Annotated in this window: 8 protein-coding genes; all 8 read left to right on the top strand. The window is 52.8% G+C overall.

Features of this window, described 5'->3' with window-relative positions; translation table 11 throughout:
* Positions 1–99: 99 nt before the first annotated feature.
* A complete protein-coding gene (locus tag PHW53_00500; GenBank protein MDD4994945.1) occupies positions 100–9,609 on the top strand; it encodes an IPT/TIG domain-containing protein in 9,510 nt (3,169 codons plus the stop codon).
* Positions 9,606–10,067, top strand: a complete 462-nt coding sequence (locus PHW53_00495; GenBank protein ID MDD4994944.1) for a hypothetical protein — start codon at positions 9,606–9,608, stop codon at positions 10,065–10,067. The genes PHW53_00500 and PHW53_00495 overlap by 4 nt, the downstream gene beginning before the upstream one ends.
* Positions 10,068–10,102: 35 nt before the next feature.
* The gene (locus tag PHW53_00490) at positions 10,103–10,729 is read left to right on the top strand and encodes a hypothetical protein (GenBank protein MDD4994943.1); all 627 of its coding nucleotides are present in this window, start codon (positions 10,103–10,105) and stop codon (positions 10,727–10,729) included.
* Positions 10,730–10,740: 11 nt separating this feature from the next.
* Entirely contained in the window at positions 10,741–11,769 is a 1,029-nt protein-coding gene (locus PHW53_00485) for a hypothetical protein (GenBank protein MDD4994942.1), read from the top strand.
* Positions 11,766–12,194: an rRNA maturation RNase YbeY gene (gene ybeY, locus PHW53_00480; protein ID MDD4994941.1), complete on the top strand. Its 429-nt coding sequence runs from the start codon at positions 11,766–11,768 to the stop codon at positions 12,192–12,194. The genes PHW53_00485 and ybeY overlap by 4 nt, the downstream gene beginning before the upstream one ends.
* Position 12,195: 1 nt before the next feature.
* Positions 12,196–12,564: a diacylglycerol kinase gene (locus tag PHW53_00475; GenBank protein MDD4994940.1), complete on the top strand. Its 369-nt coding sequence runs from the start codon at positions 12,196–12,198 to the stop codon at positions 12,562–12,564.
* 49 nt (positions 12,565–12,613) lie between these two features.
* Positions 12,614–13,867, top strand: a complete 1,254-nt coding sequence (ftsA, locus tag PHW53_00470) for a cell division protein FtsA (protein ID MDD4994939.1) — start codon at positions 12,614–12,616, stop codon at positions 13,865–13,867.
* 174 nt (positions 13,868–14,041) lie between these two features.
* Positions 14,042–15,235: a cell division protein FtsZ gene (gene ftsZ, locus PHW53_00465; protein MDD4994938.1), complete on the top strand. Its 1,194-nt coding sequence runs from the start codon at positions 14,042–14,044 to the stop codon at positions 15,233–15,235.
* The last annotated feature ends 53 nt before the right edge of the window (positions 15,236–15,288 follow it).

Raw genomic sequence — 15,288 nt, 5'->3', positions numbered from 1 at the left:
CAAAAGTCAAAAGTCAAAAGTCAAAAGTCTAAGTCAAAAGTCAAAAGTTTTGTTTTGGCGGGTATTTTTTTGATAACTGCGGTTAGCATTTTGTCGTTCATGCATGCGGTTTTGGCGGTAGACGTGGGGATTGAGCCGGTGGCAGAGGAGATCCAGCTCGGCGGCGGAGATATCCGCGTGATTGTCGCGAGAATTATCAACATCGCTCTTGGTCTACTCGGTATTATCGCGCTGATCTTTGTGCTTTATGGCGGATTTTTGTGGATGACGGCCGGCGGAGACGAAGAAAAGGTTGGAAACGCGAAAAAGGTTTTGACCAATGCGGTGATCGGGCTTGCGATCATTCTGACATCTTTTGCGATTTCTCAGTTTGTACTGAATTCATTGCTCCGGGCAACCGGGGTTGAGGAGGGTGCCGGTCCGACCGGTCCGGGCGGAGGCGGAATCCCCGGCGGCGTAACAAGAACATTTCAGGTTGAAAGCATGAGTCCGCAGGGCGCGGTGCCAATCCGCAATGTTGCGATCAGAATTTTATTCAACGCCGCGGTTGACGCGGGAACGATTGAGCGGAATATTACAGTCGCGCGCGCAGCAGATGGCACGCGCGTTGAAGGTGCGTTCAGCGCGGCGGGAAACAAGGTGATTTTTGTGCCGGACGCGGCGTGCCCGGATCCGAACCAGAGTAAAAAATGCTTTGACGCGGATACTGAATACCGCGTTTCGATAGCGACCGGACTTCGGAGTTCGGGCGGAATGTATGTGAGCTGCAGCGGATTCGGCGCGATATGCGAAGGTTCATTTTCAACCGGCAATCTCGTGGACGTAACCGGTCCGAATGTTGTTTTAAATTATCCAGATAACGGTCAGGGCATTCCGGTAAATTCAATAATAACTTTTCAGGCCGAGGCCACGGACGATGCCGGGGTTTCGGTCGTGGATTTTGATGTTGATGGCGCGCTTTGGTCAAGCGACGGGCCGCCTTCGCCGACGCCCATGAATTTTACTGCCGAGGTTGACTGGGATACGACCGGCCTTGAGCTCGGTTCGCGGCATTCGGTTCAGGCGCGGGCCTATGATATTGACGACAATAGCGGAACATCGGAATCGGTTTCCGTAGTTGCTCGGGCTGAACATTGTTTTAATGGCGTGCGTGATAGCGAAGAGACCGGCATTGATTGCGGTGAGGATTCGGGGAGCGCGGAATACTGCGGTTCCTGCGCCGGTGGAACCTGCACTATGAGCGAAGAATGTTCATCCGGTTATTGCGAGGGCGGAATTTGCGTTGCGCTTCCGCTCATTGAAGGTGTTGATCCCCTGGACGGCGCACCCGGTACGCTTGTCACGATTGCGGGTCAATATTTTGGAGTTGCGCGCGGAACAGTAAGATTTTTGGGAGCCGCTGCCGAAGGGGATGAGATTGAAGCTCCGCTTGCGGCATGCACGAGCGTCTGGTCAAATAATCAAATTATTATAACTGTCCCGGCGGCAGCGCCAAGCGGCCCGATTGAAGTTGTATCATTGGCCGGCGAAGCAGACACCACGGACAATACCCGCGGACCGGTGGTGGCGGATTTTCTCGTGAATACGATAGCGCGTCCGGGCATCTGTGAAATAAATCCGAACCAGGGAGAAGCCGGCGATGCGATTTCAATTTCGGGTTCGGGATTCGGTGAGGCTGAAGGCGCGGTAACGGTCGGCGAAGTGCCGGCCGGCCGGATTGAGTCGTGGGCGGCCGGAGCCGTGCGCGCGACTATTCCGCCGATGGGGGAAGGTGAATATCCGGTGCGCGTTTCGGTCGGGGGAGTTTCTTCAAATGGAGTAGATTTTCAAGTTGTCGAGCGGGGGCTCAGCGGCAAACCGGTGATCGCGGAAGTGAGTCCGGCTATGGGTCCGATCGGCGAGTATGTGACGCTGCGCGGCAGTAATTTTGGTTCGTCGGTCGGTAAAGTGACTTTTATAAATACATCCACGGGCCAATCAGCGCTCGGGGATTTTAATTTTCCCGAAGCCTGCGGCACGGATTTTTGGATGGCGGACAGCATTACGGTTAAAGTGCCGGCCGCATACGCGGACGGCGGAGCGGTATCGGCCGGCGCGCATGAAATACGCGTGACGCGTTCTGACGCCAAAACAAGCGACGCGGCCGCGTTCACGGTGACGACAGCGGCGCTCGCGCCGGGAGTCTGCCGAATTTCGCCAAGCGCCGGTCCGGCGGGAACCGCGGTTGTTATTTTTGGCGAACGGCTCGGCGGCTCGGCCGGTTCGGTAATGTTTTATAATTTGAAAAACGCGCAAATCAATGCATGGTCAAACACTGAAATATCATCCGTTGTGCCCGCTGGCGCGGCGACCGGTCCGGTGGTCGCGACTTCATCCGGAGGATTGCCGTCAAACGGCATAAATTTCCGGGTTGAGAACTGTCTTGACGAGCCGGCGGCCTGCGACGCGGATCAACAGTGCTGCGCCGACGGCACCTGCCGCGGCGCGGATGAGGAATGCGCGGTCGGCCCGCGCGAGGCGTCTTTCGTGTGGCGTTTTTCAACCGGAATTATCCCGATTACGCCGCAGGTAATTGAATCCTGCGCGGCCGAGGATTTGCCGGCATCGCCGTCGCCCTGGGATGCGCGGAGCGGCGAGGCCTGCGTCAATGCCGTACCGACAGTGCGATTTAATGTGCCCATGGATACGGCGAGGTTTACGACCGAAAATATTAAATTTTATAAATGCGTAGCTGGCGCGGATGATCCATGTTCAGCCACGGTTGATGTTGAAACGTCAAAAATTAACGCGCTTGGCGACAACCGGGGTTTCCAGATTTTGCCCGCGTCGGCGCTTGATTCATCAAGCGTTTATGAGGTTAAGCTCGCGACCGCGCTTCGCGGTGATGCGAGTGTCGGAAACTTAAATATGGAAGAGCGTTCGGCGTGCGGTGAGGGTTTTGCATATTGCTATTCATGGAAGACCCGCGCGACGAGTGAGCCGTGCGCTTTGGGACAAGTCGCGGTTACGCCGGATTACAAAATTGCGAAATCCAAGGATTCGATTCCGTATGCCGCGGCCGCGGTTTCATCAGATGATATTTGTCTTGTCCTAAATCCGAGCGGTTATGACTGGCTCTGGTCGGCAAGTGATATTTTAAAAGCGCAGATTGCGGTGCCGGATCCGATAAGTGATTGGCTCGCGGAAGTTTTGCCGCTCACCGAAACGCGCGGCGAACCGGTTTCGATCTCCGCGGAAGCGGAGGGTAAGAGTGGCGTCGGAGAGCTGGTGATCGATTTTACTGATCCGACGGTGATTTTCTACGAACCGAACTGCACCGAGGCTTGCCGCAACGCCGGGGTGCGCATTGGTTTTAATACACTTATGGACGCGGATTCGCTCATGGCTCCGGGAAACATTCAGATTCTGGAATGCGAGAATGAAAATTGCCGTTCATTCGCGGGCGGCAATCTCGTAACCGGCGTGTCCGCGGTTGACATGTCAACCTGGGAAGAAATTGTGGTGAATCATGCCGTATTCAAACAAAAAACGTATTACCGGGTAATTTTGTCAGATCAAATTAAGAGTTATACCGACACGAGCCTGACGGGTTTAAATTACGGCGAGAGTTTTTCGTGGATATTTAGGACAAAGGATACGCCTGAGCTTTGCGCCATTGATCGTGTTGAAGTCGCGCCGGTCAACGGAATAACGCGTGGCCAGGGGGAGCGAGTACAGTATTCGGCCGTGCCTTATGGCGAAGCGGATGAATGCAGTGCCAAGGGCCAGAGCCTGGATCCGTGGGGCTACAACTGGGGCTGGTCGTCGGGAGACGAGGATGTCGGGCGGTTGCTTGCGGCCGGAATGATTGATACGGCGCCGGCAAGCGTTTCGGCATGGTGCGGCAAGTCAAATTGTTTGCACTTGGGTTCAAGAATGAATATCGCGGTTTGCGGCAACGGCAATGTCGAAATATCGATGGGTGAGGAATGCGATGATAAAAATATTTTGGTTGGCGACGGTTGTTCGGCGCGGTGTCTCAGGGAAGCGGTGGAGACGGTTGCGTCGGGCGGCACCTGTGGAAACGCAGATATTGACGATCCGACATATATTTCACCATGGAGCAACGTCTGGATTACGGGCCACGAAGAATGCGATGACGGCAATAATATTTCCGGCGACGGCTGCTCCGAAGGCTGCCAGAATGAGGGAGCGACGCTCGCCGGTTCGGTTTGCGGCAACGGGGATTTGGGAGACGGTGAGGATTGCGACGATATGAACCGTCGGAACGGCGACGGCTGCTCAAGTGAATGCTTGAACGAAGGTTCGGATTCTGGACCGCTCGCAGTTTGCGGCAACGGTACGGCGGAGCGCGAACTCGGTGAGGATTGCGACAACGGAAAAATTTGCGCGGACATGAGAACCACGTGCCGTTCCAATCTTGAATGCGCGGGTATCGGCGACTCTCAATGCCGGCCGCGTTCGGGCGACGGCTGTTCGGATAAGTGTCTGAATGAAGGTACCTATCCCTGCTCCGATCCGACGGTCGCAAATTGCTGCGGCAACGGCCTCAAGGAACAGGGAGAGGATTGCGACGGCGGCGAAAGCCTGCCTGCCGGTAGGCAGGGATGCGGCAAAAATTGTTTGGCGCTCGGTTCATCGGGAGAATACGCGATGTCGTCATTTTGCGGCGACGGCGTGGTTGGGACGGGCGAAGAGGCGGGTTGCGAGAGCGTGGACGGTGACGGACTCGCTGATCCGGTTCAGGTCGCCGAGGCGGTTGGCCGCGGGGAAGTTAATGAACAGGGCAATCAGGCAACGGAAATTTTCGCAGCGACTGAGGAAAAAACCGGAACTGCTAATTTTACAATTCTTTGCGGATTCACGACTGATGCTGAATGCCGCGCCATCGATCCGGAGCTCGGACTTGCGGATAATTCATGTTGTTATCCCATGCCGCGGGTTTCGGCCGTGATTCCGGCGAACAGTTCAAACGATCAATGCCGCAACGCCGCGGTGAAAATTGATTTTTCGCAGGCTTTGAATGCCGCTTCGTTAAAATACGATCAAGGCGGGACGACAAAAAACCGGATAATTTTGTTAAAAGGTAAAACGCAAAATTGTAATGCCGGAGAAGTGAATTATACATCCGTGCTTGTGACGCGCGCCGATGCTTATCTGCCGTGGTGGCGTGCCGTATGGCAGAGTTTTAAAAATTTATTCGCGGGTATTACGGGCAGATTTGCCCAGGCGCGGGCGCCGGAAACGCCGGATCCGGAAACGCTGAATTATTGCGAGGGAGATATCGTTGACGGCGCAGTTGAGCTCTCGGCCGATGGTAAATCGGTTTATTATAGATATAAAGGAACTTTAGAATCGGATACATGGTACCAAATTAGGGTTTTAGAAGCCGTTGAATCGGTTGACGGCGTGGCGTTGAATAATTATTACGCCAGTTATTTCGGCACGGGCACGGAAATTTGCAAACTTGATTATGTTTACATCGCCGATCCGGAAGAAGATTTTTTCTTTGACACCAAAGACGCGGCGAGCCTCGAAGAGCCGCATGGCGCGCGGAGTTTTTCCGCGCTCGCAGTGAGCCGGCGCGCCGGACTTTCACCTACGGCGATTCAGGAAACGCCCGGCCAATACGAATGGGAATGGAGCTGGGCTTCGGCAATTCCAGACGATACGACGACTGATAAAAATATAGTCAACGTTACAACAAGCGACGCCGCGGATCAGATGGTGACGCCGGCCGGACTAAACGGCGAAGAGCAGGTGAGCGCGCAGGCTAAGGTTACAATTAATAATTTTTTTGGAAAAGCATGCGCCCGTGATTCGGACTGCCCGCGAAATTTATGCGTTGGGGAGTCGGAAATTGCGCCGGGCCGCTGCGCCGGCGAGACGGTGACCGATTCGGTAACCGCGATGGTCAATCTTTGCGAAAATCCGTGGCTGATTTTTGCAGATCCGACTGATTTTCATTTCGCCACTACTTATTGTCGCGACAGCGCGCCCGAACTTTTGCCCGAGCTGGAGGTGAAGAGGGTTGAATCTCCGCCGGCCGGGGTGCTTAGAGATTATCTTTTGGTTTATAAAAATTCGGATCCAGCCGCGGCTTGGGCGCGCGACGCCATCGGTCTCCGCGTTATGCCGAATCCCAGCCATCTTTCGGCTGAAGAGTGGTATCGGAGCCAGGGCTTTGGCGGCGAACCGGAGGTAATGGAGGTTGACGGTTATCCGGCAGTGCGCGTCGGCACGAGCGTGTATATTAATGCAGCAAATAAATTCGGCGATCCGGCGCTTTTCACTAATATTTATATACTATCGCGCAACGAAGGCGCGAACGAAATGACAGTCGGCATTTTTAATCAGATGCTTAATAATTTCGTATTGAACTATGACAATGTAAATAATGCGCGCGTTTGCCGCAACGAATTCGGCGATTTTTTGCGGAGCGAGGACGGAAAGATAATTTCCTGCACCAGTAATCTGGACTGTCTTGCGACAAATCCGCGTTCGGCCTGCGACGCGGATAAAGACAAACTGCGGCGCGACACTAAGAGGATTACGGATCTCATGTCGCTAGAGGCGAGTTTTGAATCATATAAAGCAATGAGCGGCGGCATGCCGGCCTTGGCGTCGGGCTCGTATCTCCGGTCGCTTTCCACGAGTCTCTGGCCGTCATGGAAGATTGAGCTCGGCGGCGCGCTTGGCCAGGTTTTACCGGTTGATCCGGTCAATAAATTCGCGGCCTGCGGCGAGGGCTATGACAGCGCGACTTGCTTTGACGCGACGGGCCTCCGGTTCTTCTGCCCGGCCGAATCCCTGGTATATCAATACCGGTCGCTTGGCGCCGGAGATTACGAACTGCTCGCATCGCTTGAATTTCCGAATTACTGGACTCCGGAATCTTTGCCCGCGCATTTAACTCTGAACCAGGGCTGCGCGAATAATACTTTTGCAAACGATAATTTATGCGGCGACAGCGTGCGCGGTCCGGATGAAGAGTGCGAACTCGGCGACAAAAAATTTGTAAGCTGCACCGGGGCGAGCTCGCGGCCGGTTTCCTGCGTCAAAGAGGGGAGCGCGTGCCGCTGGGCGGTCTCGGGCGAATCCGGATACGGCGAATGCGCGGATTCACTCCCGGCTTGCGGCAACGGCGTGCGCGAAGGATTCTGCATGGGCGGTGCGTCTGACGGCCTGCTCTGCCAGCGCGATACCGACTGCCCGGGCGCATTCTGTTTTATGAGCGAGGCGTGCGACGAGGGGTCAAATAACGGAAAATACGGACATTGCAGCGCGGACTGCGCGGGCAGCGCGGCATATTGCGGCGACGCAATGATGGCCGGAGCCGAACAATGCGACCGCGGAGTTTTGAATGGGCAGTATGATTCGGGCTGCAGCTGGGATTGCCGCGTGCCGGGTCCGATGTGCGGCGATGATATTTTACAGCCTGAAGAACAGTGCGAAGGCGATGACCATCAAGAAACAACTGATGGTGTTTGCCGCTATTATCCGGAGATGAAATGTACCACGGATGAAAATTGTCCCGGATCGTCGGCCGGCTATTATTGGCCGGGAACGCTTGAGACCTGTACGTTTGGCAGCCATCATATTACTTATGGGGATTGCGAGTACCGCGTCAAACAATCGTTTACGTCCTGTAATCTGCCATGTGGCATCGACCCGAGTACTGGCTATCAGTTAAAATACGTGCGTACCTGCGCGAGCGATGCTTGTAAATGGAATTCGTGGGGCATGAGCTGCGTGACGGACGGGGTTTGCGGCAACGGCATACTTGAGGGCGTTGAACAGTGCGACGACGGCAATACGGATAACACCGACGGCTGCATCATTATTTCGGGCCGGGAAAACGATACTGCGGTTTCCTGCCGCGTATCGCGCTGCGGCGACGGTTATCAGTACGCGGGCATTGAAGCCTGCGACGCGGGTTCGGCAAATGGCACAGCGTGCACGCCGCGCTACGGCGATACCTGCACGTTCTGCACCGACTATTGCGGATTTGCGACCGTGACCGGTGATTATTGCGGCGACGGAATAAAAGAAGAGGGAATTGAGGAATGCGACGAGGGTCCGATTGCCTGCTGGTATCCGACCCTGGGGACCTCGGGCAATTATCACCCAATGGAAGGCTATATATCATGCGATCCATATGCTGCGGACGCGTGTCCTAATGTTTTAACCTCAATTACTCCGGGCGGGTTTGTTTATGGGGAAGGCATGGCACCGACTTCAGGTTTGGGTTATGACGAAGGAGTCTGCCAGGGGCAGAATATTTCTTATAGGCATGTGCCGGCCATCGCACCAAAGGCGCCGGGTGATTATGGTTATAACGCCGAGTATTGCGATTCAACCTGCCACATTGCCAAGCGCGAGAGTCCGCGCTGCGGCGATGCGATTATTCAGAGCATTCCTTATCCGCCGGTGCCGGGGACTGAAGAAGGAGAGGCTTATTGGGGGCTTGAACATCCATTACAGGCATGTGTTTCCGATGCCTCATGTCCGGGTGATCAAGTCTGCGCACAATCCGGCGATAGCACGCTGTCATTGGGGTATTGCTACCGTTGTGAAGACCCCGCGACGCGCAGCCGTTGCGTCAAGGTAATTGAAAACGAGGGCGAGGTTTGCGATTCCGGGGTGAACAACACGCCCGATTACAACGATATGTTTGACCGCTATTGCAATGCTTCCTGCACGGCTTATGCACCATACTGTGGCGACGGCAACCAAGACCAGGCCGATGGAGAAAAATGCGATTGGGGAATCGCAAATTTTGACGGAAAAGTTGATGCGGTCTTTATCACAACCATGACCAGCTACTCAGTTGACGTTAAGACATGCGATACTATGAATAATGTAAAGATGATTTGTCCGTTGATTGATTATACGATTTCTGGATTTCCTTACTATGATATTAAAAAAACATTCTATCTGGCAAATGAAAATAACTCTTTTAAATATATTTTATATGAATCTGACGTGGCCGCCGAAATCGAAGGCTGTATTGATAACATAATTCCAATCGGCGGAAAACTTAAAGATTTCCATAGTGTCGAGCTGGAACCCTATGGGGGGCTTTCGAGCCATGATTTGTGCGGCAGGGAATGGGCGTCCGATTTGGGCAACTGTCAGGCCGACGGGCATTTTACCGGATTAAATGAAACGCCGTCATGGGCGCGCGCGGTCGTGGACGTGGTGGCCGGTCATGAATGGCGGACCGGCGCGTTGCGGCTCGTGGTGGTGATTGATAGCAATACACCATTGAATGGGCAATGGACGAACGCTGACAATGACGCGATGAACGCCCTCAAGGTTTATTTTAAAGAATTTCCTCAAAATGAAAAACCGAGACTTTATTTAATTTCCAAACGAGAAGAAAGTTCAAACTGCTCGCGCAGCACGTCAGCTCCTAGCAATTGGACACGACTCGAAGATTCAATCTATAGCTATGGTAGTCTCATAAGTTTTGGGGATAGTTGGGGAAGTGGCGCGATTGCGAATTATTATTCTAATGAAACCGAGGCGCGGACGGTTCTTAGAAATGTATTTAATTCAATATTCTGTGAGAACAACTGCGCCTGTTCAGCGCCAATCTGCCTATGATGAATTATAAAAATATTATTATAATCGCGGTTCTGGCGCTGGCTTTTGGATTTTTGGCTTTTAGCGTGGGATTTTATTTAAAACAAAAAGCCGCAAGCGTTGAGCTGCCGGCGGAGGTTCAAGTTACAAATCAAACCCAAGAGCCGCCGGCCGCGGAAATTACTTATACCGAAGAATGGTCAACGATATTTATGGAAGCGCGGCGGGCGCGCGACGCGGCGAAGTGCGAGTCCATTTCCGACCTGGCGGCGCGGCGCGACTGCGGGGACAAAATAAATCTGGGAATCGCGTATGAAGATAAAAATATTGATCTCTGCCGGGCGATTTTTACGCCGGCGCTGCGCGACGACTGTTACACGAATCTCGGGATAGAACTTAATGTTAATTATTGCCGGTATCTTAGTTCCGAAGAATTTCGGAATTTGTGCAACGCGGAGCGGACAGCGGCGCAGTCTTAATTTGAAAATAAAATTCATTAATAATTTTGAAATATATGATTTTCGAAAATCAACCACAGGACACGGAGGACATTTTTGAAAAAATTGAGCCGTCGGCGCCGTCAGTGGGGACCGAAATGGGCCGGCCGGTGCTTCGCGCGGTCGCGCCGGGCGCCATGCCGCCGGTTGCTCCGCGGAGCAGTGGGGGAGCGAGAAAAACCATCGTTACGATTCTTGTGGTGACTTTAATTGCGGTTGCGGCGGGTGTGGGTGCGTGGTATTTCTTGATTGCTCCGAGTTCAACCCCGATCGAGGTTACACCGGCCAAAGAAGAGCCGATTATTACTCCTGAGGAAGAGGCCGAAGAACAGGCTCCGATAGTTGAAGAGGGGGTTGAAGAGACGATTCCAGCGGCCGAAGAAGGGACTGGGGAACCGGTCGCGCCGGTTGACACGGATAGAGATGGCCTTGAGGACACCGAAGAAGCGATCGCCGGCACCAACCCCAATCTCGCGGATACGGACGGCGACGGGCTTTCAGATAGCGAAGAGGTGATTATTTTTAAAACCAATCCTTTGAATATTGATACTGACGGTGATACCTATACGGATAAAGCCGAAGTCGATAATGGTTATAATCCAAATGGCGAAGGCAAATTGCCGGCCCTGCCGAGTGGATTATAGTGTTTAAATTTATGGATCAGCCAGAGATGCAGCAATTTGAGAAGCCAAAAAGCGTCACCCCGATCGCGGTCGGGGGCGCGGGCGAGCCGGAAATCAGCGTAATGCCGGAAAAATTTCGCGGCGTCACGCTTGAGGCGAAAATTCCGGAGATGAGTGTGCCGGCGGCGCGCCCTTCGGAGTCAAGACTCGAGCCGGGGAAGCCCACCGCTCCGGGCGAACAAAAGAAATTCCCGTGGTTTTGGGTTATTTTAATATTTGTAATAGTAGCAGCGCTGGGGGCTTCAATATTTTTCGTTTTGCAGGGACTTCGGGTCCCGGCGTCGAAGCCCATAGTTCAGCAAACCCAGCCCACGACGCCCGTAGTAACGAAGCCGGTTGAACAGCCGATTGCGACGCGTGAGGTTACCATTCCGGCCACTGCTGAGATCTCGCTCCCGGCCACGGTGGAAGTGACTTTGCCGCCGCTTGTGGAAGAGATTGTCGGAGGAGTGGACGCGGACAGCGACGGTTTGACCGACATTGAAGAGGCGCTCTACGGAACCGATTCGCGCATTCCGGATACTGATCAAGATGGATTTTTGGACGGCAATGAGGTTTATCATTTATATAATCCGGGCGGAACGGCGCCGGTTACTCTGCTCGAATCCGGTTTGGTGAAAAATTATCAAAACGCAGATTTTGATTATCAGATTTATTATCCCGCGGTTTGGAATGCAAATGTTGAAAAAGGTGCGGACACGGTGCTTCTTTCAGCGGCGTCGGGTGAGTTTCTGCAGGTTTTGGCGCAAGACAATCCGCAGGATTTGTCTCTTGAAGACTGGTATTTGGCCCAGGCACCGGGAGTAAATGCCGAGGAATTAAAAACATTTACCAACAAGGCCGGTCTCGTCGGTTTGCAGAGTCCGGATCGCTTGACCGCGTATTTCAAAAAGGACAGCCGGATTTTTGTGATTTCGCTCAATCTCGGCGCAAAAACGGTGATTGAATTCCGGCGGACATACGAGATGATGCTTAACAGTTTTAAATTCGGGCAGCAATGATTAAATTCGAATTAAATCCCGTCATCGGGAAGCGCTTCGGTGAGGGGTGGATTCGTTCTGCCGAGCGCGCAATAAATCGCGTTTTGAAAATTAAAAAAGATTATTTGGTCTCGGTCGCGCTTCTTTCACCGGCGCGGATGAGGGCGTTTAACCGGCGATACCGGGGCAAGGACAAGCCGACTGACGTGCTTTCCTTCACCACGATTGAATTAAAAAATCAAAAAGGAGTGAATTTGCTCGGAGAAATCTTTATTTCACCGGCGGTGGCGGCATCCGGCGCGAAGGCGGCCAGCCACTCCACGGTTCGGGAAATGCAGTATCTTCTGGCGCATGGCGTTCTTCATCTTTTGGGATACCGGCACGCGCGGAATGCCGAATCAAAAAAAATGTTTAATTTGCAGGATAAAATACTGAAGAATATATAATATGGGTTTCAAAAAACTGACAAAGAGTTTCATTTTTGCGGGGCAGGGGATTAGCCAGGTCTTTCAAGAAGAACAGAGCTTCCGTATTCAGCTCGCGGCCGCGCTTGTGGCACTTGTTTTGATGATGATTTTTCCGCTCGGTCTGATTGAGCGGCTTATCATCATAATGCTTTGTATCGCGGTCTTGGTGCTTGAAATAATCAACAGTATCTTTGAGCGCATTGTTGACATTTACAAGCCGCGACTGAATCCGTATGTCCGGGACATTAAGGACATGATGGCCGCGGCTGTGCTTATTGCCTCAGTCGGCGCGCTCGTGATCGGCATAATGATTTTTTTTCCGCATATCCGTGGTCTTTGGATAAAATAATTTCATTTATTGCGATTTTGTTCTATAATATAATGTGCTTTGTTAGATTATGTCTGATCAAATAATCACCGGCTTGGATATCGGTTCGTCCCACATAAGAATTGCGGTGGGGCAGATAATCCCGAGCGAAGAAAAAAGAGAAACCCATATCATCGGAGCGGTTGAAGTGCCGTCCGAGGGCATTTCCAAGGGTTCAATCACGTCCATTGAAGACGCGGTCTCTTCGGTTTCCGCGGCATTGGAGCAGGCGGAGCGCGTGACCGGCGTGCCGATCTCAAGCGCCTGGGTGGGAATCTCCGGGAGCCACATTATTGCTCAGGAAAGTCGCGGTGTGGTCGGCGTATCGCGTTCGGATGGGGAAGTCAAAGAAGAAGACGTTGAGCGCTCGATTGAAGCGGCGCGGACCGTGGCGACCCCTTCGAACTATGAAATACTTCATGTTTTGCCCAAAAGCTTTACCATCGACGGACAGGGCGGAATCAAGGATCCGGTCGGTATGACCGGCATCCGGCTCGAGGTGGATGCGGAAATTATCCAGGGGCTGACTTCACAAATAAAAAATATTACAAAATGCGTTTATCGCACCGGTTTGGATATTGACGATCTGGTGCTCTCGGTCCTGGCGTGCGCCGAGGCGGTGCTTACGCCGCGGCAGAAGGAGTTGGGGGTGGCGCTCATCAATATCGGAGCGAGCACTACGAGTCTTATTGTTTTCGAAGAGGGGGATGTTATTCATACCGTAATTGTACCGATTGGCGGCGATCATATCACTTCGGATATCGCGATCGGACTTCGCACCTCAATTGACGTGGCTGAACAGGTAAAAATCGAGCGCGGTACGGCGCTGCCGGCCGGAATCAGTAAAAAAGAGGAGATTAATCTGGCCGATTACGGAGCCGCGGACGAGGAAATGGTTTCATTGAAATATGTTGCCGAGATAATTGAAGCGCGCGTTGAAGAGATAATGGAAAAAATTGATGTTGAGCTTAAAAAGATCGACCGGAGCGGTATGTTGCCAGCCGGCGCGGTGCTTACCGGCGGAGGGGCAAAGCTTAAGGGCGTGATCGACGTGGCTAAGGGGAGGCTTCGGTTGCCGGCTTCGCTCGGATATCCCATGGGAATCACGAGCGTTACGGATAAAACCCAGGATTTGGCATTTGCGACCGCGATCGGACTCGTGCAATGGGGGGGAGAGATCGTGGGGCAGAAATCAAAATCATTCGGCAATATTCTGAATAAATATAAGGCAGTGGGTAAAATTTCCGGCCAGGTTAAAAAATGGTTTAAATCACTGATTCCCTAGGCGGTTGATAAAAAAATTATTATTATATTATTATGTAGGGGGCGCCCCGACGATCCGTCGGGGCGCCCCCTACGTGTTTATATTAGCTTGACATTGAATTTTGATAATTATATCCTATAAGGGATAGCGGTTTGAAGATAGCAGATTGCATAAATAATTTATTCAACAAATTTTATGCCAGAGATTAAACCTGACGTTGAGTCGTTCGCCAAGATAAAAGTCGTTGGCGTGGGCGGCGGAGGTTCATCGGCGGTAAATCGCATGATTCAATCAAAGATACGCGGCGTTGATTTCATTGCCGTCAATACCGATGTTCAGGCTCTGCATTATTCATCCGCACCGACCAAGCTGCATATCGGTAAAACGACTACGCGGGGCTTAGGCGCGGGCATGAATCCGGATTTGGGTTCGCAGAGCGCGGATGAGAGCCAGAACGAAATAAGGGAGATACTGAAAGGCGCGGACATGGTATTTATTACCGCGGGCATGGGCGGCGGCACGGGATCCGGTGCCGGACCAAAGGTGGCGCAGATCGCCAAAGAATTGGGCGCGCTCACGGTTGCGGTCGTGACAAAGCCTTTCAGCTTTGAGGGAACACAGCGTTTGCGCATTGCCGAGGACGCGCTGGACCGCATTTCCGAGTATGTTGATACAATTATCACGATTCCGAATGACCGTATTTTGCAAATTATCGACAAAAAGACCAGTTTGCTTGACGCATTTGACATCGTTGACGATGTATTGCGCCAGGGCGTGCAGGGCATTACCGAGGTGATAACCGTGCCCGGGCTCATTAACCTTGATTACGCGGATATCCGGTCAATCATGGAATCCGCCGGGTCGGCCTTGATGGGCATTGGCCGGGCATCGGGTGAAAACCGAGCCGTGGACGCGGCCAAAGCGGCGATTTCCAGCCCGCTCCTTGAGCTTTCGATTGACGGCGCCAAGGGCGTGCTCTTTACCATTGCCGGCGGGCCGAATATGAGCATGCATGAGGTGTCCGAAGCCGCGGAGACCATTACCGCCTCGGCGGATCCGGATGCGCGCATCATTTTTGGCGCAATTATTGATGAGGCGCTCAAGGACGAGGTAAAGGTGACGGTTATTGCGACCGGATTTGATAAGCGCTTCAAGTCGATTAACACGGCGCCGAGCCAGCCCAAAGCAAGCTATGAGCCGACGAGTTTCGTAAAAACCAAAGAAGTTGAGGAAAGAAAGTCAGAGGCGAAAAAGGCGGATGACGCGGCGGGCGGACGTAAGTTCCCGTTTGCCAAGCGTCCGGCGCGCGCCGACGTGGCTCAACCGACGCCGGCTCAAGAAGAAGAGGATTTGGAGATACCGGCGTTTATCCGGAAGAAAATGATGTAAAAATATTTTTAGTAGGGATCGCAAATCGGCGATCCCTACTTTATTTTATGTAA

Source organism: Patescibacteria group bacterium (assembly GCA_028710985.1).
GTDB lineage: Bacteria > Patescibacteriota > Patescibacteriia > JAHJFT01 > JAHJFT01 > JAQTTB01.
This window is presented reverse-complemented; position numbering and strand designations above follow the sequence as displayed.

What these genes read in the sequence shown, in the direction of transcription:
- PHW53_00500 (MDD4994945.1), top strand. Translation starts at nt 100, where the DNA reads ATGCATGCGGTTTTGGCGGTAGACGTGGGGATTGAGCCGGTGGCAGAG.
- ybeY (MDD4994941.1), top strand. Translation starts at nt 11,766, where the DNA reads ATGATTAAATTCGAATTAAATCCCGTCATCGGGAAGCGCTTCGGTGAG.
- PHW53_00490 (MDD4994943.1), top strand. Translation starts at nt 10,103, where the DNA reads ATGATTTTCGAAAATCAACCACAGGACACGGAGGACATTTTTGAAAAA.
- ftsA (MDD4994939.1), top strand. Translation starts at nt 12,614, where the DNA reads ATGTCTGATCAAATAATCACCGGCTTGGATATCGGTTCGTCCCACATA.
- PHW53_00485 (MDD4994942.1), top strand. Translation starts at nt 10,741, where the DNA reads ATGGATCAGCCAGAGATGCAGCAATTTGAGAAGCCAAAAAGCGTCACC.
- PHW53_00475 (MDD4994940.1), top strand. Translation starts at nt 12,196, where the DNA reads ATGGGTTTCAAAAAACTGACAAAGAGTTTCATTTTTGCGGGGCAGGGG.
- ftsZ (MDD4994938.1), top strand. Translation starts at nt 14,042, where the DNA reads ATGCCAGAGATTAAACCTGACGTTGAGTCGTTCGCCAAGATAAAAGTC.
- PHW53_00495 (MDD4994944.1), top strand. Translation starts at nt 9,606, where the DNA reads ATGATGAATTATAAAAATATTATTATAATCGCGGTTCTGGCGCTGGCT.